Origin of the sequence: Caecibacteroides pullorum (genome assembly GCF_019239235.1) — a bacterium.
Taxonomy (GTDB): Bacteria; Bacteroidota; Bacteroidia; order Bacteroidales; family Bacteroidaceae; genus Bacteroides; species Bacteroides pullorum.
In genome coordinates, this window is sequence record NZ_JAAZTS010000035.1 from 1 (window position 1) to 22749 (window position 22749).

The 22749-nt window shown below is 49.4% G+C and carries 16 protein-coding genes; 6 read left to right on the forward strand and 10 right to left on the reverse strand.

Features of this window, described 5'->3' with window-relative positions; genetic code table 11:
* The 4 genes from HF894_RS14115 to HF894_RS14130 form a co-directional block, all read right to left on the reverse strand.
* Positions 1-1571: IS1182 family transposase (locus HF894_RS14115; protein ID WP_204973457.1), on the reverse strand; the 1571-nt coding region annotated here is incomplete at its 3' end.
* A gap of 414 nt (positions 1572-1985) precedes the next feature.
* Positions 1986-3371, reverse strand: coding sequence for a glycoside hydrolase family 57 protein (locus tag HF894_RS14120; RefSeq protein WP_021846562.1), 1386 nt, complete (start codon positions 3369-3371; stop codon positions 1986-1988).
* A 17-nt stretch (positions 3372-3388) separates the two neighbouring features.
* Positions 3389-4657 (reverse strand): glycosyltransferase family 4 protein, encoded by a 1269-nt coding sequence (locus HF894_RS14125; RefSeq protein WP_075317868.1) that lies wholly within the window; start codon positions 4655-4657, stop codon positions 3389-3391.
* Entirely contained in the window at positions 4654-6618 is a 1965-nt protein-coding gene (locus HF894_RS14130) for a glycogen debranching enzyme N-terminal domain-containing protein (protein WP_204973243.1), read from the reverse strand. The genes HF894_RS14125 and HF894_RS14130 overlap by 4 nt, the downstream gene beginning before the upstream one ends.
* Positions 6619-6816: 198 nt before the next feature.
* Here HF894_RS14130 and HF894_RS14135 point away from each other — a divergent pair, with 198 nt between their 5' ends.
* From HF894_RS14135 to HF894_RS14145, 3 genes are all read left to right on the forward strand, one after another.
* Entirely contained in the window at positions 6817-7527 is a 711-nt protein-coding gene (locus tag HF894_RS14135; RefSeq protein WP_204973268.1) for a rhomboid family intramembrane serine protease, read from the forward strand.
* A 211-nt stretch (positions 7528-7738) separates the two neighbouring features.
* Positions 7739-9247 carry a TrkH family potassium uptake protein gene (locus HF894_RS14140; RefSeq protein ID WP_204973245.1) on the forward strand — a complete coding sequence of 503 codons (1509 nt, stop codon included), beginning with the start codon at positions 7739-7741 and terminating at the stop codon, positions 9245-9247.
* A 196-nt stretch (positions 9248-9443) separates the two neighbouring features.
* On the forward strand, positions 9444-10109 hold the full coding sequence (locus HF894_RS14145) for a Crp/Fnr family transcriptional regulator (RefSeq protein ID WP_204969178.1): 666 nt from the start codon (positions 9444-9446) through the stop codon (positions 10107-10109).
* Here the strand turns inward: HF894_RS14145 and HF894_RS14150 are convergent.
* The 4 genes from HF894_RS14150 to HF894_RS14165 form a co-directional block, all read right to left on the reverse strand.
* Positions 10098-10766: an SGNH/GDSL hydrolase family protein gene (locus HF894_RS14150; protein WP_394334117.1), complete on the reverse strand. Its 669-nt coding sequence runs from the start codon at positions 10764-10766 to the stop codon at positions 10098-10100. The two genes, HF894_RS14145 and HF894_RS14150, sit on opposite strands and share 12 nt — an antisense overlap.
* Positions 10767-10928: 162 nt before the next feature.
* The gene (guaA, locus tag HF894_RS14155; protein WP_204973249.1) at positions 10929-12482 is read right to left on the reverse strand and encodes a glutamine-hydrolyzing GMP synthase; all 1554 of its coding nucleotides are present in this window, start codon (positions 12480-12482) and stop codon (positions 10929-10931) included.
* Positions 12483-12714: 232 nt separating this feature from the next.
* Positions 12715-13260, reverse strand: coding sequence for a GNAT family N-acetyltransferase (locus HF894_RS14160; protein WP_204973251.1), 546 nt, complete (start codon positions 13258-13260; stop codon positions 12715-12717).
* A 362-nt stretch (positions 13261-13622) separates the two neighbouring features.
* Positions 13623-15269 carry a diphosphate--fructose-6-phosphate 1-phosphotransferase gene (locus HF894_RS14165; RefSeq protein WP_075317872.1) on the reverse strand — a complete coding sequence of 549 codons (1647 nt, stop codon included), beginning with the start codon at positions 15267-15269 and terminating at the stop codon, positions 13623-13625.
* Positions 15270-15423: 154 nt separating this feature from the next.
* Here HF894_RS14165 and HF894_RS14170 point away from each other — a divergent pair, with 154 nt between their 5' ends.
* From HF894_RS14170 to HF894_RS14180, 3 genes are all read left to right on the forward strand, one after another.
* Complete coding sequence (locus HF894_RS14170; protein ID WP_204973253.1) at positions 15424-16785, forward strand: DUF3667 domain-containing protein; 1362 nt, start codon at positions 15424-15426, stop codon at positions 16783-16785.
* Between the two features lie 35 nt (positions 16786-16820).
* Positions 16821-18095 (forward strand): DUF3667 domain-containing protein, encoded by a 1275-nt coding sequence (locus tag HF894_RS14175; RefSeq protein WP_204973255.1) that lies wholly within the window; start codon positions 16821-16823, stop codon positions 18093-18095.
* Between the two features lie 82 nt (positions 18096-18177).
* The gene (locus tag HF894_RS14180; RefSeq protein ID WP_204973257.1) at positions 18178-18375 is read left to right on the forward strand and encodes a hypothetical protein; all 198 of its coding nucleotides are present in this window, start codon (positions 18178-18180) and stop codon (positions 18373-18375) included.
* Positions 18376-18504: 129 nt separating this feature from the next.
* Here the strand turns inward: HF894_RS14180 and HF894_RS14185 are convergent, their stop codons facing one another.
* Positions 18505-19938 (reverse strand): hypothetical protein, encoded by a 1434-nt coding sequence (locus HF894_RS14185; RefSeq protein ID WP_204973259.1) that lies wholly within the window; start codon positions 19936-19938, stop codon positions 18505-18507.
* A gap of 6 nt (positions 19939-19944) precedes the next feature.
* Positions 19945-22431, reverse strand: a complete 2487-nt coding sequence (locus HF894_RS15220) for an Ig-like domain-containing protein (RefSeq protein WP_246593267.1) — start codon at positions 22429-22431, stop codon at positions 19945-19947.
* Between the last annotated feature and the right edge of the window lie 318 nt (positions 22432-22749).

A 22749-nucleotide genomic window follows, 5' to 3' on the forward strand; every position in this document is an offset into this window, starting at 1 on the left:
ATTGGCCAATTTATCCCCTCTTTATTCATCTTGGTACACATCTTTTTTATATTGAAGGCGATGGCCAGGAAGGAAAAGTCCATAAGGACCTTGTCCTTTCCAAAATGACGGAAGCGCTTGTAGTTCATGTTGAATTTTATCTGTCCAAATACAGCTTCCGGTTCTATACACCTTTGCCCTCTGTGTTTCAGTCCTTCTTCGGAACAGAGAAGTTCCCGGGCTTTCTGTTTGTATATCCTGAGTCGGTGATTCAGTTCTATCGTCCTGTTTCCTTTAGCTTTAAAACACAGACATCTTAACGGACACCCTTCGCATCTGACAGCCCTATACCTGGCATATTCGACTACATATCCGGATTCGGTTTTCGTATGCCTGGTACCTGCCCTCTGCATCTTTTGTCCCATTGGACAGACGCAGTAGTCCTGTTCTTCATTGTAGAAAAAGTTTTCGGCTTTAAAAGGATTCGGTTTAAATCTTGGCCGCTGCTCCATGTGGAAACAATTGTATTTGACGTATGCTTCCATCCCGTTTTCCGACATAAAGTGGTAATTCTCTTCTGATCCGTAACCGGAATCAGCAACCACCGTATGAGCCAAACGGCCGTATCTGTCGGCAAAGGACTTCAGAAAGGGAATCATCGTCAAGGTGTCAGTCGGATTCGGAAAAAGAGAATAATCGATAATGAATTGATTTTCCGTAGCAATCTGAAGATTATATCCTGGTTTTGTCTGACCGTTGTGCATGGCATCCTCCTTCATTCTCATAAAAGTGGCCTCTTTGTCTGTCTTGGAATAAGAGTTGCGGTCCTGAAGATTGTCCAGATGGTTATTGTATTCCTGAAGCTTATCTCTATGTGCTTCCAGTTCTTTCAGCTGCTTGCGTTTCTTTCCCAGCGCAGATTTCTGCTCTTTCGTGGATGGTTCTGAAGTCTGTTCAAGAGCAGTGCGTAATTCTCCCGCCATTTCTGTCAGCATGGAAGGAGTAAACTCAATTTCCTCGTTGTTTTCCGAAGCTTTTTCCTGAGCGATGACGTCATCTATTTGGCTTAACAAAACACTGATTTTCTTCATCAGTCGTTCACGGTTTCGCTCAACGCTCTTCCGCCATACAAAAGTATATTTGTTGGCCTTGGACTCAATCTTTGTTCCGTCAATATATTCCACATTCAGACTGATGAAACCTTTGGATGAAAGCAGAAGTACGGTTTGGGTAAACACTTCGTTGATCTCCTTCTTCACCCGATTACGGAAACGGTTGATAGTAATAAAGTCCGGTTTCTCATAACCGGCTAACCAAATGTAATGGATATCACGACGAAGGAGCTTTTCTATTTTCCGGCAGGAGTATATATTGTTCATATAGGCATACAAGATAACCTTTAGCATCATCTTGGGATGGTAAGGACTACGGCCGCATTCTTTGTATAACTTCCTGAAACCTTCAAGATTCAGGCTTTCAACCAAAGCGTCAACCATGCGTATAGGATCGTTTTCTGCAATATCTTCATCGATTCTTTGCGGAAATAGTACCGTTTGGTTGGGAGTGTAGGGACGAAAATGTATCTTTGCCATATGTATAAATCTTTAGGCTTAAAGATACAAAATCTTTAGGTAATAACAAAGCCCCAGCTTGTGAAAGTCGGGGCTTTGTGCTAAACAAAGAAGGTGTGCTTTTTGACACACCTTCATTTTTTTGTTTTTCAGGCTATAAGAGTCGAGGTGAAAGCGTGATACCATCTTTTTACACCTTTGTCTATCATAAGCAGAACAATATATTTAAAAGCAGTTTCACAGAAACCGAATATCGCCACTCCTCCCAATAACCATGTACTCGGGTATTCTAAAGAGCCACTTTAGAATGCTAAACATCTACATGGCAACCGCCAAGTGGCACTTGATATGCGATTTTCCTTCAGTTAACAAAAAACGGCCGGTGTCTGTATACACCGACCGTTCTCTATTTAACTTGTTACACAAAGTCCATTATTAAGCTTCCGCTTTCTTTGTGGTTTTCTTTGCTGTAGTAGTTTTTGAAGCAGGTTTCTTGGCAGCTGTCTTTTTAGCCGGTTTTTCTGCTGCAATCTTACCCAGCTTGGCACGGGCTTCTTCAAGTTCCTTATTCAGTTCTTCAATTTCGTCTCCCTGATTCTTGATCGTAGTCAACAAAGCATTCAACTCCTCGTTATCGATATCTACCGGATATAAGGAATCTACACGTTTAATAAAGTCACCCAAAATATTCATGTAGTTGGTGAATGCATCATAAGGAGACTCATAAATGCCACGATAAAGGGAAATACTGGAGCTCTTCGTTGTCATAAAACGGAAGTTATTGCTAGCCTGGAGATAATCCCAGTCCTGCTTGATACGTCGGTCGTCACAAAGATGTACACGTTCGGCCACACTGTACAGCTTGTTGAACGCCTCACGCTGCATCACATTACCCAACCAGCAACTAGTGTCTCTTTCTTCGTCGACCCAAGACAACGGATAAGGTACATCAAGCTGAGATACGGATTTCAGCTTCGTCACAATCTCCGTCGGCGTAGAGAAAGTAATACCCTTCTCCTTAGCGCAAGCTGGCAAGGCCTTGAGGAACTCCAAAATATTGGAAGACAATGGCTGATATTTACCCAACGCACAAAGTTCCATGAAGATATTGATAACCTGTTCTTCCTGCGGTAGAGAGTCGATCCAGGAGATATACTTATCGGCAAACAGTGGATATTCGCTCCAATCTGAGTTAGAGAAACGAAGGCTGATATCGTCTGAAAGCTTGAAATCACGCAACAGAAGCTTCAGGTTCGGATTCATGTTACAATGGTACACATAGTGAGGACTCTTCCATCCCAGGATATGCTTGGCCCCCTCAGTCAACATACCCTTGAAACCCATATCGGCTACTACAGCACCGATTTCATCGTTATAGATCAAGCTTGAGTTACGGAACACTTTAGGAGCCTTACCAAACATTTGTTTCATCTTGGCACTCTGACGAAGCACTTCTTCACGGAAGCAATCTTCGTTGGCCAAAGAAGAAAGGCCATGTGAATAAGGTTCGGCCAGGAATTCGCAACAACCCGTATCGTTAAGCTGATGCAACAGGTCGATGACATACGGAGCGTACATTTCCAATTGCTCCAAAGCTACACCTGAAATAGACAAAGCAACCTTGAAAGCACCGCCGGAGTTCTTCACCATGTCGATCAAGGCACTCAACGCGGGAATATATGAATGCTCAGCCACATCACTGATACTGGTCTCATTGGCATAGTCATCGTAGTAATAATGATCTGTGCCGATATCAAAGAAACGATAACGTTTCAAATGAATAATCTGATGTATTTCAAAATAAAGACAAATCGTTCTCATTTCCTATTCTTGTTTTGTTATTTACCATAGTTTCTTAATACATTCTCATAAAGGGCACGGATACGCAAGCCAACCTTTTCCCAAGTAATGCCATCGACCTCTTTTTTACCTTCTTCCTGGAGATAATGGAAAAGCGATTGGTTAGTACAGATGGAATAAATGGCATCTGCCATGGCATGGATATCCCAATAGTCGACTTTGATGACTTTATCCAGGATTTCACCGCAACCCGACTGCTTGGAGATAATGGAAGGTGTACCACACTGCATTGCCTCCAACGGAGCAATACCAAAAGGCTCCGATACAGACGGCATCACAAAGACGTCGCTGTTCTTATAGACTTCATATACTTGCCTTCCCTTCATGAAACCCGGGAAATGGAACCTGTCTGCAATACCACGTTCTGCAGCCAGATTGATCATTGCGTTCAGCATATCACCCGAACCTGCCATAACAAAACGAATGTTACGGGTACGTTTCAGAACCATGGCTGCCGCTTCTACGAAATATTCCGGTCCTTTCTGCATGGTGATACGCCCCAGGAAAGTAACAATCTTCTCTTTTGAATGGTCGGGACGTGGGATGTCCTGCAAATCCTGAGAAAGAGGATATACCGCATTGTGCATAGCAAACACTTTACGCGGATCCTGATGGTATTCATTAATAACTGTGCGGCGAGTCAACTCGGATACGCACATGATACAGTCGGCATAGTCCATACCGTTCTTCTCGATGGAATAGACCGTTGGATTCACTTTTCCACGAGAACGATCGAAATCCGTAGCATGCACATGAATGCACAGTGGACGTCCACTCACCATCTTGGCATGTACACCAGCCGGATAAGTCAGCCAGTCGTGTGCATGGATAATGTCGAATTGTTCCTTGCGGGCTACTACACCGGCTATAATGGAGAAGTTGTTGATCTCTTCATGCAGATTGCCCGGATAACCTCCAGCAAACTCCATACATCCCAAGTCGTTGACATGCAGATAAGAGAAATCAGCATAAATATGGTCACGATAAGCATAATATTCTTCTGGCGTCATCTGTCCGTAAAGACGCGACTTCAGGTAATCGTAGTTCACATCCCGCCATACAACCGGAACCTGATTCATCCCCACAATCTTGAGGAAACGTTCTTCATCGCCTGAAGGCTTAGGCATGCAGAACGTCGTTTCAACATCTCCCTGCAAACTCAATCCCTTGGTTATTCCATAAGAAGCAACTGCCAGACCACCATAGATTTTGGGAGGAAATTCCCATCCAAACATTAAAACTTTCATTTGCGTTCCTCCTCTTTCTGTATTTGTTCATACTTATACAACAAACTCAATATACGCAGGATTTCGGCCACATTCATGGCAAACGAAATAGCTCCGCGTCCCACAAAAGGCGGATTACCGTCGAATAACTCCGGCAAGGTGCTGATACAGTGACGTCCCATCTCGTCATCCATACCAATAAGATGTCTTTCAACAAACGAAATGCCACTCAACTTATAAACGCGCAGATAAGCTTCCATATAGAAGCCCAACAACCAAGGCCATGCCGTTCCTTGATGATAAGCATAGTCACGCTGCATCTGAGGACCTACATAATTCGGATTGTATCCGCCACTCTTGGGGCTCAGCGTACGAAGTCCCTTCGGGGTGAGCAATTCTTTGGTCACAATATCCAGTACTTGGCGTTTCTGTACGCGATCCAACGGAGAGTAATCGAAAGCAACCGTAAAGATCATATTCGGACGAACACTCCAGTCCATCATGTAACCGTCTACATAATCGAACAGATAACCATATTCATTACGGAAGACCTCGACAAACGATTTTCCTGTCAGTTCAGCCTGTTCGTCGAGCACATTAGCCAACGCCTCATTTCCACCTTCGCGAACCATATCGGCAACGAAGCGCAACGCATTGTACCAAAGGGCATTGATCTCGACGACATATCCTGTACGTGGTACCACTGGCCGACCATTGGCTGTAGAATTCATCCAAGTTACTGGATGTTCCGTGCCGTTGGTATAAAGCAGACCGTTGTCATGCAGGAACAGGTTGTCATGCTTACGACCACGAATGTATTCCAACAAATCTTCCAAAAGCTGGCCGTACATCTGACGGCAACGATCACGTGAAGTAAACTTCGCATATTGTTGCAACGTCCAGATTGCCCATAACAGGACATCAGGATGTTCCATTTCATAAATCTTATACGTATAGGTTTCCCCATTCATATATTGACGCAATGCCTTTTCGGCCGTCTTCATCACATCCTCGAATTCATCCTGTTCGTCGATAGCCAACGTCAGACCAGGTAAAGCAATGAACAAGTCACGGGCACGGCATTTGAACCATGGATAACCTGCCAGTATATAATGCTCGCCTCCCTGTTTATTGTGGAACTGATGAGCTGAGTTCTTCAGGCAGTGGAAGAAACTGTCGCGCGGAGTGCGGTCTGCCACTTCCGTTTCGAACACCTGTTTCAGTTTACGGGTATCCGTTTCAGAGATACCGGCAGAAAAGACAATGCTCTCGCCTTTCTTGATATCCACTTCAAAATAGCCGGGAACGTAAAGGTCTTCATTGAAATCGTAGCCACGTTCCTGTTCTTTAGGATACTCAATTCCTCTATACCAGTCGGGTTGGAAATGGAACTCGTTTTTCTTGTTCAACTGCATGAACAACTCCGGATAACCTGGATACATGCAAGTCTTTATACCATTTTCTACCAACTGATAGTCCCGACTTGCCTGGGAATTCTCATGCGTGTATTCTCGTACACTACGAAAAGCCAAGAAAGGCCTGAAGCGCAAGGTTGTGGCCGAATGGGCATCGACCAAAGTGTAACGTATCAGAATGCGGTTCTCGTGATGTACAAAAATCTTCTCCTTACGAAGGATAACGCCTCCCACACGGTAAGTTGTCGCCGGGATATGCTCACAGTCGAACTCACGGATATATTTATGTCCGTTGGGACTGAAATGATTGCCCTGATACTTGTGCAATCCCAGGTTAAACTCTGCACCATGCTGAATTACCGTCTCATCCAAAGAAGAGAGTAACACATGATTCTCATCATCCAGGTTGGGAACCGGGATTACCAACAGACCATGATATTTGCGTGTGTTACAATCCACAATCGTTGTACAATGATAGGCGCCAGATTTATTTGTACGGAGTATCTCACGAGGGAGCGACTCCTCCAAATTAATCATCAGCGTCTTGTCAAATCGTAAATAACTCATAGTTGTGCATTATTTAAATTAAAGGTTAAAAACTCAGGTTCACTATGCGCTACAGCGATCTGTAGCAATGCCCAAAAATACAAATTAATGTATACACCAAAAATAAAAAAAGCTTTTTTTTTCGCTTTTCGAGCAAATAATCGTAGTATTGCATCCAATTAGCACATGACACTTATCAAAAAGCTATTTGAACAACTTATGAAACGAGATATACAAAGAATTTTCCTGGCAGCCGTAATCCCTTTCTTCTTTCTGTTTGTTCTGTATATGTTAAAGATTTTAGAAGTAGGAATGGATTGGGATTTCACACGACTGGGGATCTATCCTATGGAAAAACGAGGACTTTTCGGCATCTTTGCCCATCCGCTTGTACACAGCAGTTTCAAGCATCTGGCCGCCAACACACTTCCACTGCTCTTCTTGTCCTGGTGTCTGTTTTATTTCTATCGTGGTATCGCCCCATATATTTTTTTCTTAATATGGATTGGCGGTGGCGTTTTCACTTTTCTTTTCGGCAAAAGTGGATGGCACATCGGATCCAGCGGACTCATCTATGGCCTGGCCTTCTTTTTATTCTTCAGCGGTATTTTCCGCAAACACGTACCTCTCATTGCCCTCTCGCTATTGATCACGTTCCTCTATGGTGGACTGGTTTGGAATATGTTCCCCCAGTTTGCCAAGGTTACTACTTCATGGGAAGGACACATGGGTGGAGCAATAGCAGGCATGTTGTGCGCAGTAGGCTTCATAAAATACGGCCCGCAACGTCCCGATCCTTTTGCTGACGAAGAAAACGAAGAAGAAAATAATAGTGTCGACGAAACCGAAGAAAAGGGTCACGATGAAAAAGAAAAGACAGATTCTATAGAGACAGAAAAATCTGATAATGAAGGCCTAAAGGCGGAATAAGATGAACATCCAATGTTTTTCCAGACAAAAAGTTGTTTAATTCACTACACAAGCTTATTTTTGCCTAGCAAAACAGAGAGAGGCTACGCCTGTGTAAAATGAACTAAAACTGATTTACAGACAAATTTCAGACACAGTTTTACAAAAACTCTGAGATTTTGATGTACCCCTCTCGTACGAAATAAGAGATCATCAAACTATACCAAGAAATATGGAAGGGTTTATAGCCGAAACTTTATACGAACAATCAAAAAGAAAAAAAAACAGCCTCATCAACAAAAAAATAATCGCACGGGTACTAGGTATCCTACTATTCGTAGAAACTACCATGTTTCTGATTTGCGCTCTGGTATCTTGGATGTATCAAGAGCCGGAAACATTCACTTTCCTGCAAACAGCTGCCATCAATACCTTTGCCGGCATCTTCCTGATCCTACTAAGCCGTGGTGCGGAACGCAAAGTCAGCAAACGCGATGGTTACTGCATTGCCAGTCTATCTTGGCTACTTTTTTCGGCTTTCGGTATGTTGCCTTTCTATTTGAGTGGCAGTGTAGACAGCATCAGCAATGCTTTTTTTGAAACCATTTCGGGGTTTACCACAACAGGAGCCACTATCATGGACAATATTGATGCCCAGTCGCATGGTATCCTCTTCTGGCGCAGCCTTACCCAATGGATAGGCGGATTGGGTATTGTCTGTTTCGCCATCGCTATTCTACCGATTTTCAACGAAGGCAACGTACAGCTTTTTTCAGCCGAAGCAACAGGTGTCACCCAACATAAACTTCATCCCAAAATCAGCATCATGGTAAAATGGATCTGGGGCGTGTACCTTTTGCTCACAGTTTCCTTAACTATCCTTCTCTATATCGGCGGGATGAATTGGTTTGATGCCATCTGCCACGCCTTTACCACCACCGCTACCGGCGGTTATTCCACCAAACAAGCCAGTATAGCTTATTGGAATTCCCCTTTCATCGAATATGTCATCTCATTTTTCATGATAATCTCCAGTTTCAACTTTGCCCTTTTCTACATGCTTCTTAAAGGGAAAGCTTCGAAGTTTCTGCACGACGAAGAACTGCGATGGTTCATCTGCTCCATTTTTTTATTAACTTTCACCATAACAGCCTCACTGGTGGTCTACAATAATTATGGGATCGAAGAAGCTTTCCGTAAATCACTTTTCCAAGTAGCCAGTATCCATACCTCCTGTGGCTTCGGTACTGACGATTACAGTTTCTGGCCTCCATTCACTTGGGTACTACTAATTTTTGCCATGATGGCAGGAGGATGTACAGGTTCTACGGCCGGAGGTATCAAAAACCTACGTCTGATGATAATGGCCAAAGGTATCCGAAACCACTTCAAAAAGCTATTGCATCCCAATGCCGTCCTCCCAATACGAATCAACAAACAAGCCACCGCACCAGGTACAGTCATGACTGTAGCTTTTTTCATCAGCCTCTACATGCTTCTCATACTTGTCTGCTGGGTGGTTCTGATGTTTCTGGGTGTAGGCTTCGACGAAGCTTTCAGTGTTGTTGTCTCAAGTATCGGTAATGTAGGTCCAGGCCTGGGTGATTATGGTCCTGCTTTTTCATGGAACGCACTACCCGATGCAGCCAAGTGGATTCTGTCATTTCTAATGTTGATCGGCCGCCTAGAAATGTTCTGCGTCCTACTGTTATTCTATCCCAGTTTCTGGAAAAACCGATAGTATAAAAACAAGCATCCACTCAGTTGATTTCTCTCTTTTTCAACTAATAAGAACGGTCCAATTCTCACGATATAAGTAGGAAAGGACAGATTGAATAGCATTTTTAAGAAATAATAAAAAAAACAAAAAGGAAAGGAAATAGAAGGTTGCAGCCACCAATAATGAGTATTTTTGTTTCAAACAGAAAGGGATTTTTATGAACACGATATTTGATACTTTATTGCAACTTCCCCTATTCCAAGGACTGGCTGTGGAGGATTTTACCCGCATTCTGGAAAAAGTAAAGCTACACTTTGCCAAACAGAAAACGGGAGAAACGCTTGCACAAGAAGGCACTCCGTGCGACAAACTTATATTCATTCTCAACGGGAATATAGCAGCTACCACTACATCAGCACAAGGACATTATAGTCTGACAGAATATTTCGAAGCCCCCTATCTGATTGAACCGCAATCATTATTCGGACTTTATACCACATATTCAGCCAAATATACGGCTACCGCTCCTATTAACAGCATTAGCATCAACAAGGAGGCGGTAATCAACGACCTACTGAAATACGAAATTTTCCGACTTAACTATCTGAACATTGTCAGTAGCCAACTGCAACTACTAAACAGAAGCACCTGGGGAAATACACCCGACAACGTAGAAACACGCATCAGCTACTTTATACGTACACACCTGAAACGACTGCAAGGAAGCAAATCACTGAAAATTAAGATGGAAGATCTGGCTACCATCGTAAACGATACGCGCAATGGAGTATCAAAAGCCCTGAACAGCATGCAGGACAAGGGGCTGCTGGAACTGCACCGCGGAGAAATCGTCATTCCAGCAGCCGAAAAGTTATTTACCTGAACCGTTGCCCAGCACCTCTGCCACTACTTTTTTGACTAAAGGTTCCATTACACGATAGCCGTCCAGTGTAGGATGCACACCATCTTTCGAATAAGCAGCATCAAGCGAATGTCCGTCATCTGCCAACAAAGCATGATAGTAATCTACATAAGGCAAGCCCTGTTCGGCCGCATAGGCAGCAATACGTTTGTTCAGTGCGGCAATCTTCTGAGGAGCGTCTGTAATGGTCTTGTTCCAACCAAACGCAGCAGCCGGTAATACGGAAGTCAGAACAACCTTGATATCATTGGCACGTGCCAACTCTACCATCGAGACAATATTTCCAAATGTATATTCCTCCACATAAGGCCCTGTATTTTCGGCTACATCGTTCGTACCAGCATTGATAACTACTACTTCAGGTTTCAGTTTAATAACGTCCTCACGGAAACGCAACAGGAACTGATAGGAGGTTTGTCCGCTGATGCCACGTCCTACGTATCCGTTCTCCTCGAAGAACTGGCCATCTGTCCGCACCCATCCTTCCGTAATGGAGTTTCCCATAAAGACTACCCTACCTTTGACTGTACCACTTTGTTCCTGCTGCAACACGCGATTGCTTTCAGCATAACGTTTCAGATTCGCAAAATCCTTGTTTTGTGCATTGCACACGGCCATTCCCTGCATCAACAGCAGAAAGACACAGGCCCCTAAATAAAGTCTATTCTTCATTGTATAATCAATCTATAAAAAAGCACAGACAACGCAGGGATGCGGATGTTTCCGAACAGCCCGTGATGCCTGTGCTTTCTCTATTTAAAAAATATTATTACCTAAGGTTTATTCCCATTCGATAGTCGAAGGTGGCTTCGAGGAGATATCATAGGTGACGCGGTTCACACCCTTCACCTTATTGATGATGTCATTCGAAACCTTGGCCAGAAACTCGTAAGGCAAGTGTGCCCAGTCGGCGGTCATGGCATCGGTAGATGTCACGGCACGCAGAGCTACAGCACGTTCGTAGGTACGTTCGTCGCCCATCACACCAACGGACTGGACAGGAAGCAGGATGACGCCTGCCTGCCATACCTGATGGTAGAGCGTGGTTTCATTGCCTTTTTCATCGGTCACCTTCCAGTCGCGCAGACCTTGGATGAAGATGTCGTCGGCGTCCTGCAAGATGCGTACCTTCTCGCGGGTAATGTCACCCAGGATACGCACGGCCAGACCCGGACCAGGGAAAGGATGACGGCTAATGAGGTGATCGGGGATGCCCAGCTGACGGCCCACGCGGCGCACTTCGTCCTTGAACAGCCACTTCAGCGGCTCGCAGAGCTGCAAGTGCATCTCTTCAGGCAGACCGCCCACGTTGTGGTGGCTCTTGATGGTCTTGCCGGTAATGTTCAGGCTCTCGATGCGGTCAGGATAGATAGTACCCTGTGCCAGCCATTTGGCATCGGTTATCTTATGCGCTTCGGCGTTGAACACTTCCACAAAGTCACGACCGATGATCTTACGCTTCTGTTCGGGGTCGGTCACGCCCTCCAGCTCCTTGAAGAACTTCTCGCTGGCGTCTACACCGATGACGTTCAGTCCCAGGCACTCATAGTCGTGCATCACGTTCTTGAACTCGTTCTTGCGCAGCAGACCGTGGTCCACGAAGATACACGTCAGGTTCTTGCCGATGGCCCGATGGAGCAATACGGCAGCTACCGACGAATCCACACCGCCGCTCAAGCCCAAAATGACGCGGTCGTTGCCCACCTGTGCCTTCAGCTCGGCCACGGTGGTATCGACAAACGAAGCGGCGCTCCAGCTCTGGCTGCAGCCACAGACGTCGACTACGAAATTCTTCAGCATCTGCGTACCATCCTCGCTATGGAACACTTCGGGATGGAACTGTACGCCCCACATCTTTTCGCCCTCGGCCTGATAGGCAGCGATTTTCACCTTGTCGGTCGAAGCGATGACGCGGAAGTTGTCGGGGATAGCTGTGATGGTATCGCCGTGGCTCATCCACACCTGCGTATTCTCACGCACGTCCTTGAAGAGCACGTTGCTCTTGTCGAAGGTGCTGAGGTGGGCACGTCCGTATTCGCGTGTGCCGGCCGGTTCAACCTTACCACCGTTGCTGTACGAGATGAACTGGGCGCCGTAGCAGATACCCAGAATGGGATACTTGCCGCGCAGCTGGCTCAAGTCCACCTTGAAAGCGCTCTCGTCGTAGACGGAGAACGGGCTGCCCGAGAGGATGACTCCCTTCACACTGTCGTCGCCTTGTGGGAACTTGTTGTAGGGCACAATCTCACAGTAAACATTCAGTTCGCGGATGCGGCGGCCGATGAGCTGCGTAGTCTGCGATCCGAAATCGAGAATGATGATTTTTTCCTGCATATATGTGTCTATTGATAAAATGATTGTTCCAAGTTTGATTGATTGTGCAAAAATAGCGAAAGGCGAAAGCAATACAAAATAAGCCCGCTTATTTTTATTGCTGAGCCGCATCCTATTTTCGTGCAACAAAAATAGTGAAAGGTGAGCGCATAGGCAAATGAAAACGAAGTTTTTAATTAGCCCATCCCCCACCGCCTCTTGGTGTTCAGTTACATTATAGTCCCCCAAAGCATTACATCGGAGATTTCATTGCTTTCCATTCTTCTTTAGTCAACAATGTAAAATGTTCCGTCCGAATATCTCCCAATGGAGAAGTCTTGCCTTCCTCTGTATGATGAAATTTAAAACCACATTTATCCATCACTCTACGCGATTTGGTATTTCCGTCATAATGACCACACCAAACCCTTTTGATATCAAGTTCATCAAAACAACGTATTAACAAACGATTTACAGCCTCTGGTATAAGCCCCTGCCCCCAAAAAGGAACACCGATCCAGTATCCAATCTCTGCATCCCCCTCCTCCATCTCTGCACTGTGTAAACCGTCACTAAACATAATGCCTACACTACCAACCGGTTCATTGGTTTCCTTCAGCACTACAGCATACGTTTCCGGAGCAGAAAAGATATCACGTATTACTTTCCTACTGTTTTCAATTGACGTATGCGGCGGCCAACCAGCAATTGGACCTATAGCTGGATTTTGCGCATATTTATAAAGCGATTCTGCATCATCTTCCGTCCATCGTCGAAGTATAAGTCTCTCAGTTTCCATAAATCAATCATTTGGGATGTCTTTACATAAAATACGATTCACTTATGCCCCTAAAGGTAAGCATTTATCTGAAAAAATCTTTCCCCAATAGATTATTTTGTAATAACACCCACATTGAACCGTCAGTACAAAGGCGTTAAACCGACAGTTTAAACGGAGTAAACTGACGGTTTAAACGGATTAAACTGGCAGTTTAAAGCTATTAAACTGAGAGTTTATTTCGGATAAACTAAAATAAACTGCCACACTTCTGTTTACCAACGACTTGTATTGGGAGATCCTGTGAGCGGACAGGTACAAAAAAAGATTGCAGGAACACACTGCTCCTGCAATCTCTTATATATACCTTATATTATATAGGCTTATTTACCTTGCTCCAGCTGCAATGTCTTGGTAGGCTGGTCGCAAACTTCCGTAGGACCGAAGTACTGGATAGGGCCCGGATATACGTAAGCTGTTTCCATAGCCCACTGCTCGCGCTGTGCGGCGAAAGCCTTGAAGGGCGCACCGTCCAGCTTCACGAGAGCCTTCTGGATAACGGGCTTCATTTCGCCATGACGACGCTCCATGTTCATCATCATCGTGATGGGCACACCACCTGCAATCCACTCTTCGGCAGGAGCCGTAGTGTTGCGTACAGACGACATGTAGCCGGTCTTGCCCTCACCAATCAGAGCGGCAGCCGTGTAACCCAGCGAGTAGCAGTAGTCGGCATCGAAGTTCGACGGAGCGGCGCAACGTCCTTCATAGCCGAAGAAGTGGTGCTGAGCGGCGAACTTGCCTACATACTTGCCTTCTTCCTTCCAGGCAGCCAGCTTGGTAGCAACCATTTCAGAAAGCAGTTTCTCTGTTTCGATCAGCGATACCTGTACGTTGCCGTGCGGGTCGCGGTCGAGTGTCAGCTGACGGGCTACGCCTTCGGGCAGACTGGCGTAAACAGCCGAGTTGGCCGGAGACAGCTTGCTGATGATATAGTCGCGCTGGTGAGATTTCTTGATGTGAGAGAACTCTTCGGCGTTGGCAGCCAAGAAGTCGTTCAGTTCGGCGATGAGTCGCTTCATGGCCGGGATAAACTCGATCAGACCTTCGGGGATGAGGACAGTACCGAAGTTGTTGCCCTGAGCGGCACGATCGGCTACTACTTTGGCAATGTAAGTCACGATGTCGTCCAGTGACATGTCCTTAGCCTCCACTTCCTCAGAAATAATACAGATGTTAGGCTGTACCTGGAGGGCGCACTCCAATGCGATGTGAGAAGCCGAACGGCCCATCAGCTTGATGAAGTGCCAGTATTTGCGTGCCGAGTTGCAGTCGCGCTGGATGTTGCCGATTACTTCAGAGTAGGTCTTGCAGGCAGTGTCGAAACCGAAGCTGGTCTCAATCATGTCGTTCTTCAAGTCGCCGTCGATGGTCTTGGGGCAACCGATTACCTGTACGCCATAGTTCTTTGCAGCATAGTATTCGGCCAATACGCAGGCGTTCGTATTGGAGTCGTCACCACCAATGATAACCAGCGCCTTGATGCCCAGCTCCTTCAGGATTTCATAACCCTTCTCGAACTGGTCTTCCTTCTCCAGTTTCGTACGGCCTGAGCCGATGATGTCGAAACCACCGGTATTGCGGTACTCGTCGATAATATCAGCTGTCAACTCCATGTAGTTGTGGTCAACCAAGCCACCAGGACCCAGGATGAAACCGTAGAGCTTGTTTTCGGGGTTCAGCTTCTTGATACCGTCGAACAGACCAGAGATGACGTTGTGTCCGCCAGGAGCCTGACCACCAGAAAGGATAACGCCTACGTTCATTACAGGGAATGAAACAGCCTCGGCAGAAGTTTCGAACTTAATGAGCGGCATACCATAGGTATTGGGGAACAGCTTCTGGATAGCCTCCTGGTCGGCAACCGACTGGGTAGCCTCGCCAGCTACAGCTTTCACATGTCCTTTCAACGCCTTGGGCAACTTGGGCTGGTAAGCAGCCCTTGCGATTTGCAATGCACTTTTAGTCATATTGTACTATTTGTTTAAAGGTGAATATACTTTACCGTCTAAAGGTGGTGCAAATTTCGCTTTTTTCCCGTAGACTACATAACTTTTTTAAGTAAAACCTAAGCAACTATCACATTTTTTATATTTTTGCCGCCGAATAACAAACACACGCCTTATGCTACAAGACTGGAAAGAACGTTGGAAAGCCCGCTCCCGACGCGTGCGTCGCAAGATAGAACTGCTCCGCCTGAAGCGGATACGCCAGAAAAAAACGCCGAAATACTCCCACTGCAAGAACTGCGGTACGCCGCTTGAAGGTATGTACTGCTACCGCTGCGGCCAATATGCGCTCGACGTGGAACAGCCTTTCTGGAAGTACGTGCGCCAGTATTTCGAAAACGTCTATCAGTTCGATACCAAAATATGGCGCACCCTGTGGTACCTCTTCACCCGCCCCGGCTTCCTGACCTCCGAATTCAATGCGGGCAAAATCAATTCCTACGTCCATCCCTTCCGCCTGTACATGTGCATCTCCGTGGTGTTCTTCGCCGTGTTCTTCATGCTGGTGGGCGAACGGGCGAACGATTTCAACGCGCTGAACGACGGACGGTTGCGCCGCAGCATCGTGGAACAGCTCGGAACGCCTGCCGCCGGAGCCGATACCACTATCTACCTCTACCAAGCGCCACGACTGGTGAAGACCCTCAAGCTGCGCTTCGGCGTGGAGGATGCCGACAGCCTGGTGCGCTACCAGCCCATAGACAATCCCTACGGACTGTCACGCGCCACCCTGCCCCGCCTGCTGGCGGACTCCTGCTTCAAGCAGACCGATATCCTGCCGGAGGACTGGGACTTCATCCGAAAATCGCGTGCCCTGAAGAACCTGAATATCGAAAACTGGATAGACGGACGTGACTACGGCCCGGACAACGTGGCCGCCATCCGAACCTTCCACGTGGACAGCACCTACATGCAGACGGCCGAAGGCAGAGACAGCCTCGTGCTGCGCCCGCAGCGGGTCTGGCTCTGGACGGACGAGGTGAAGAAGGATGCTGAGACGGACGAACTGCAGAAGCAACTGTTCGTCAACGACCTCGTGGGCGGCCTGTCCAAGTGGACGCCTTTCTACATGATGTTCCTCCTGCCGCTGTTCGCCGCCCTACTGAAGCTGTTCTACCGCCGTAAACGGATGCCCTACATGTGGCACTTCGTCCACGCCATCCATCTGAACACCGTCTTCCTCATCCTGATCTGCATCCCGCTGGTGCCGCTCTTCGCCTACGGGCTCGACGACCTGATGGCAGCCGGACAGACACTGAACACGGCGCAGCTGAACTCCCTGCGCATCACCCTCGTCGGTTTCCCCGTCGTCATGTTCCTCTATCTGCTCATGTCCTTCCGCACGGTTTACCGCCAGGGCTGGGGCAAGACCACGGTGAAGGCGGTGCTGTTCTACGTACTGTTCACCGCCATCGCGTCGCTGCTGGCCGCCGCACTGCTGCTTTGGCTGCTGGCGATGGAAGCAGAGGCTATATAAATGAAGAATGAAGAACGAATAATGAAGAATTAGCGATGAAACTCATAGAAACACTCCAACAACGCCGACAACGTATCCGACGGAACATCGAGGCCATGCGCCTGCGACGCATCCGCCGCCACACCCGCCCCGGCTACACCCACTGCATGAACTGTGGCACCCGCCTGAAGGGCATGTACTGCCACCAGTGCGGCCAATACGCCCTCGACATCCACCAGCCCATCTGGAAATACATCCGTCAGTATTTCGAGAACGTCTACCAGTTCGACGGCAAGATATGGATGACGCTACGACTGATGTTCACCCGACCGGGCTTCCTGACTAACGAGTTCAACGACGGCAAGATCAACTCCTACGTGCACCCCTTCCGGCTGTACATGTGCATCTCCGTCGTCTTCTTCACCCTGTTCTTCATGGCCGCCGAACGCGCCACAGACCGTGCACTGCTGTCCATAGCCGGCGAACAGATACCGAACACGGTGATGGACGCCCTGCTGCGCGACGACGCCGTCGCCCTGCCGGACACGACAGTCTATGCCTACAACACAGAGACGCTGCTCCAAGTGCTCGATGCCCATGGAACCCAACATACCGACAGTCTCGTCCGCCTGCACTACGAGGACCGCGGTGACGAACTGAACCTCGTTACCCTGCCCCGCTTGCTCTTCGACTCATGCCTGACGCGCACCGCCGTCCATGAGGATACGCAGGCGGAAGTCGGCCTCCTGCGCCGCACCGCCCGACTGGGCACGCCCGACGAGGAAGAGCGGTTCTACCTGGACCTGCCCATCGACACGGTAACGGGCCGTATCACGACCGACACGTACGACTGGATGACGCGCCTCGACCAAACTGACCAACTGCACCAGCAGGCCACGGCCTCGTTCGTCCTCGGCCAGCTGTCCAAGTGGACGCCCCTGTTCCTGATGTTCCTCCTGCCCGTGCAGGCGCTTCTGTTCAAGCTCTTCTACCGCAGCCGCCGCTACATGGAGCACTTTGCCCACGCCACGCACCTGAGCAGTCTCCTGCTTGTGCTGCTCGTCGCGCCCGCTGCCATCCTGCTGTGGCACTTCAACGTGGACCGCTACAGCGATGTCTTCACCAACGGCGTGGAAGACGCCATCATCTTCCTCACGCCTCTCGCCCTGCTGGCCTACCAGCTCGTGTCGATGCACACCGTCTATCGCGAGGGTTGGGGCAAGACCACGGCGAAGTGCCTGCTCATGCTCTTCCTCTTCAACCTACTGGCGCTGGGCACGGCGGCGGGGCTCATCACATGGCTGGCCGCCAAGGCGATGGGAAGGGTTTAGGATTCCAGCGTTCCGATTTCAGATTTCACGGATACGCGGACGACGCGAAACAAGCGGACGGACACGGACAGCACCTCTACTGATGACTGTCCGCGCCCGTCCGCCCACTCCGCGTCGTCCGCATGTAAATATGTTTTATCAGCCCGAACAGAGGGCCTTTATTCCTGCCCTCGCCCGCCGGCCGGACGGGGCCGTTCCGCCAACCACTGATTATCAGTCACTTACAGACACCCGCGAGTCTCTGCCGGAAACTCTAAGGAGTCGTGGCCCGACACTCTAAGGAGTCATGGCCGATAACTCTAAGGAGTCTTGCCCGATGACTCCAGGGAGTCTCTGCGGGCGGCTTCGGGGTGTGGGCGGCGTGTAAAGAGGTTTTACCGCCCGCCGCGCGCCCCGAGGCCGGGAGGGGTCATTTCATATAGGCCCGGACACCATAGTTCTCCGCCCAACCTTCATTATCGGGCCACATCGTTGAGTACTGTTCCTCCGTCATGTACAGAGACAAGGCAGATACGCCACTTGGCAATTCTTGCTTGCCGCACTTCAGCTCGTTCAGCGCCGGCAGCATGGTGATGTCCAGCTCGGTCAGCTTGTTCTCGTGACAATAAAGAATTCCCAGCGAGGTCAGTCCGGCGAGGTTCAGCGAGGTCAGCCGGTTCCTCTGGCAATAGAATTGAGACAGACTGGTCAGCCCGCTGACGTCCAGCTCGGTCAGCTTGTTTTCAGCGCATAAGATCCTCCACAGATTGCTCAGCCCGTTGACCTTCAGTTCGGTCAGGGCGTTCCTTCTGCAATCCAAGATTTCCAGCTTGGTCAGCTTACGGACGTCTATCTTGGTCAGCCCCGGGTTGTCATTGCAGGTCAAATATTTCAGGTTGGAATAAACCTCGATGCCGTAAAGGTCCTTCAGCCCTTTATTTGACAAGTCCAGCCTTTCTATCGCTTTCAATTGCTCCTTTTCGTCATCGCTCAGCGTGACCGATCCGTCCCCATTGGGGGTTCCCATTCCCTCCGGCAGTATCGCCTGGGAGATGTACGGCCCGAGGTTCTTCGGCGCGCCTATGTCGAGGATTTGTCCGGCCTTGAGGGTCACCGGCTTGCGGACTTCCGTGCGTTTGAGGGTGCCGTCATTGTACTCAACGAGCAAGCTGAAGCCTTCCGCCATCGTGCAGGGACGCACCACGAAGTAGTAGTCAATCGCAGGTTCGAATGGGCCCGAGAGGTCGATGCGGGAGCTGATATTGCTCTCCGCGCCGACCACGCTTTCATCCGTGAACTTGTATTTCAGATCGCCGGCCAGCACCTCTCCGTTGCGGGCCACCAGGCTGACGGTTTTTACGTCAATCGCGGAGAGTCCTATATAGAACTTCACCAGGGCGCAGACGTTCTTGAACTGCAGGTTGGTCTCGGGGGCTTCGACAAGCGCAAACGAGGGAGCCAGGTTGTTGGCAAAGGATTTCCACTTGGCAGTCTGCTTGGCCGGCAGCGTGAAGGTAAAAGTGACAGCTTCGCGTGCTTTCACCGCACTGTAGGGATAGAAAGCCGCGTAACGGTAGTTGCTATTGGCCATGCCGGTAAAGGTGGCGCTGCTGCCGTCGATTTCTGTGGCGGTGAACTTGCGCTTGTCTGTATTGTCCCACAGGGCTATCTCGTCGCCCTCCGACCAGTGCACGTTGGTACCGCCGGACAGATAGGTGCGGGTCTGCGGCATGTTTGCCGTAAAGGTCATGGGCACGAGCTGTTCGGCTGCGCCGTTCTCCACATTCTCAATGAATTCTTCGTTGCCGCAGGCGGCCAGTATCAGTGCCGCGGCGGCCATTGTAAATATACGTATTGTTTTCATAAGGCATTACCAGGTAAGAGTTTCTATAGTATAAGGATCGTGATTGCCGTTCTTGATGTCCGCCACTTCGACGGCGCAGGTGGCCGTATGGCCTCCGTCCTCGGTGGTGACGGTGATGGTGGCCGTGCCCTTCGCTACGCCCGTCACTTTGCCGCTGGCATCGACGGTGGCCACGGCCTCATCGCTCGACGTCCAGGTCACCTTCTTGTTGGTGGCGTTGGTCGGGGCTATGGTGGCCGTCAGGGTCTCGCTCGTTCCTTTGCTGAGCTTGAGGGTGGTCTTGTTGAGCGTTACGCCCGTCACGGACACGTCGCCGGCGGGACGCCTCTGTACGCCCACTCTACAAGTGGCCGTATAGCCTCCGTCCTTGGTAGTGACGGTGATGTCGGCCATGCCTAAACTTTTGGCCGTCACCTTGCCGTTGGCATCGACGGTGGCCACAGCCGGGTTGCTCGACTTCCAGGTCACATACTTGAAGGTGGCATTGGCCGGGGCTACGGTAGCCTTCAGCGTCTCGCTGTCTCCTGTGTAGAGCACGAGCATGGTCTTGTTGAGCGTCACGCCCGTCACGGACACGGTATTGGCCTTGACCGTTACCTGGCAGGTGGCTGTCTTGCCCCCGTCCTCGGTAGTGACGGTGATGGTAGCTGTACCTGCCTTCACGCCCGTCACCTTGCCGTTGGCATCAACGGTAGCAACAGCCGCGTCGCTCGACTTCCACGTCACATTCTTATTGGTAGCATCGGCCGGGGCGATGGTGGCTGTCAGTGTCTCGCTCGCTCCTACCTTAAGCGTGAGGGTGCTCTTGTTGAGCGTCACGCCCGTCACGGCTACGGTATTGGCCTTGACCGTTACCTGGCAGGTGGCTGTCTTGCCCCCGTCCTCGGTGGTGACGGTGATGGTGGCTGTGCCTGCCTTCACGCCCGTCACCTTGCCGTTGGCATCAACGGTAGCAACAGCCGCGTCGCTCGACTTCCACGTCACATTCTTATTGGTAGCATCGGCAGGGGCGATGGTGGCCGTCAGTGTCTCGCTGGCTCCTACCTTAAGCGTGAGGGTGCTCTTGTTGAGCGTCACGCCCGTCACGGCTACGGTATTGGCCTTGACCGTTACCTGGCAGGTGGCCGTCTTGCCCCCGTCCTCGGTAGTGACGGTGATGGTGGCTGTACCTGCCTTCACGCCTGTCACTTTACCATTGGCATCAACGGTGGCCACAGCCGCGTCGCTCGACTTCCACGTCACATTCTTATTGGTAGCATCGGCAGGGGCTACGGTGGCTGTCAGTGTCTCGCTCGCTCCTACCTTAAGCGTGAGGGTGCTCTTGTTGAGAGCAATGCTCGTTACATTGACCTCCTTGTTGCTGACAGTGACCTTGCAGGTAGCCGTCTTGCCTCCATCTTCAGTAGTGACAGTAATGGTGGCCTCGCCTGCCTTCACACCTGTCACTTTACCATTGGCATCGACCGTAGCAACAGACTCATCGCTCGACTTCCACGTCACATTCTTGTTGGTAGCGTTCTCGGGCAGGATGGTGGCGACGAGAGTTTCACTGCCGCCCACAAGAAGGCTCGTTTCCGTCTTATTCAGTTGTACACCCGTTACATTTATCTCCTTATCACTAACAGTTACCTTGCAGGTAGCCGTCTTGCCTCCATCTTCAGTAGTGACGGTGATGGTGGCCTCGCCTGCCTTCACGCCTGTTACCTTGCCGCTGGCATCGACCGTGGCAACAGACTCATCGTTCGACTTCCACGTCACATTCTTGTTGGTAGCGTCTTCAGGGGTTACGGTGGCTGTCAGCGTCTCGCTCGCTCCCGTCTCAAGCGAGAGCACAGTCTTGTTGAGCGTTACGCCCGTAACATCAATCTCTTTATCACTAACGGTCACCTTGCAGGTAGCCGTCTTGCCACCGTCTTCGGTAGTAACGGTGATGGTGGCCTCGCCTGCCTTCACACCCGTCACCTTGCCGTTGGCATCAACCGTAGCAACAGCCTCATCGCTCGACGCCCAAGTCACCTTCTGGTTGGTGGCGTTCTCGGGCAGGATGGTAGCGACGAGAGTTTCATTGCCGCCCACAAGAAGGCTCGTTTCCGTCTTATTCAGCTGTACACCCGTTACATTTATCTCCTTATCACTAACGGTCACCTTACAGGTAGCCGTCTTGCCACCGTCCTCGGTGGTGACGGTGATAGTGGCCTCGCCTGCCTTCACGCCCGTCACCTTGCCATTGGCATCAACGGTGGCGATGGCCGCGTCGCTCGACTTCCAGGCCACCTTCTTGTTCGCTGCATCCTTGGGGGCTACTGTGGCCGTAAGTGTCTCGCTGTCCCCAACCAGAAGTGTGATTGTCGCCTTGTTCAACGTCACACCAGTAACCGATACAACCGGAGGTGTCGGCTCCGGAATATCGTCTTTACTACACGACCAGAAACTGGTCGATAACAAAACGGCTGCAACCAGCAGCATCGTTTGTCTAAGTACATAATTTCTCATCTGCATAGTTATTTTAAAGTTAATTATGGTTATAGTTTTTCCACACCTCGATAATTTTACACTTGGGGGCTTCGCAAGCCCTGCGGATTATGGTTCCACTGTCCAAAAAATTCCTTGTTTCCATACCATAAAAAGTTTAAAGAGTTAGACAAATACAGGGGTGTCCGAATCCCCAAAACACTATAGAACAAATGTAGAGTAATAGAGATTATCTTGTTATAACACACGGCGCATTGTGAAGGAAAAACTATAACATACGGCGCATCCTCGTGTCTGCCCGATTATAACATACGGCGCATGCAAAACATCAAACCGCTG

Bases quoted from the DNA above. Each gene is read 5' to 3' on its own strand.
- HF894_RS14145 (WP_204969178.1), top strand. From the start codon at position 9,444: ATGAACACGATATTTGATACTTTATTGCAACTTCCCCTATTCCAAGGA.
- HF894_RS14125 (WP_075317868.1), bottom strand. From the start codon at position 4,657: ATGAAAGTTTTAATGTTTGGATGGGAATTTCCTCCCAAAATCTATGGT.
- HF894_RS14150 (WP_394334117.1), bottom strand. From the start codon at position 10,766: ATGGCCGTGTGCAATGCACAAAACAAGGATTTTGCGAATCTGAAACGT.
- HF894_RS14130 (WP_204973243.1), bottom strand. From the start codon at position 6,618: ATGAGTTATTTACGATTTGACAAGACGCTGATGATTAATTTGGAGGAG.
- HF894_RS15220 (WP_246593267.1), bottom strand. From the start codon at position 22,431: ATGAGAAATTATGTACTTAGACAAACGATGCTGCTGGTTGCAGCCGTT.
- HF894_RS14180 (WP_204973257.1), top strand. From the start codon at position 18,178: ATGACTGTCCGCGCCCGTCCGCCCACTCCGCGTCGTCCGCATGTAAAT.
- guaA (WP_204973249.1), bottom strand. From the start codon at position 12,482: ATGCAGGAAAAAATCATCATTCTCGATTTCGGATCGCAGACTACGCAG.
- HF894_RS14165 (WP_075317872.1), bottom strand. From the start codon at position 15,269: ATGACTAAAAGTGCATTGCAAATCGCAAGGGCTGCTTACCAGCCCAAG.
- HF894_RS14140 (WP_204973245.1), top strand. From the start codon at position 7,739: ATGGAAGGGTTTATAGCCGAAACTTTATACGAACAATCAAAAAGAAAA.
- HF894_RS14185 (WP_204973259.1), bottom strand. From the start codon at position 19,938: ATGAAAACAATACGTATATTTACAATGGCCGCCGCGGCACTGATACTG.
- HF894_RS14135 (WP_204973268.1), top strand. From the start codon at position 6,817: ATGAAACGAGATATACAAAGAATTTTCCTGGCAGCCGTAATCCCTTTC.
- HF894_RS14175 (WP_204973255.1), top strand. From the start codon at position 16,821: ATGAAACTCATAGAAACACTCCAACAACGCCGACAACGTATCCGACGG.
- HF894_RS14160 (WP_204973251.1), bottom strand. From the start codon at position 13,260: ATGGAAACTGAGAGACTTATACTTCGACGATGGACGGAAGATGATGCA.
- HF894_RS14120 (WP_021846562.1), bottom strand. From the start codon at position 3,371: ATGAGAACGATTTGTCTTTATTTTGAAATACATCAGATTATTCATTTG.
- HF894_RS14170 (WP_204973253.1), top strand. From the start codon at position 15,424: ATGCTACAAGACTGGAAAGAACGTTGGAAAGCCCGCTCCCGACGCGTG.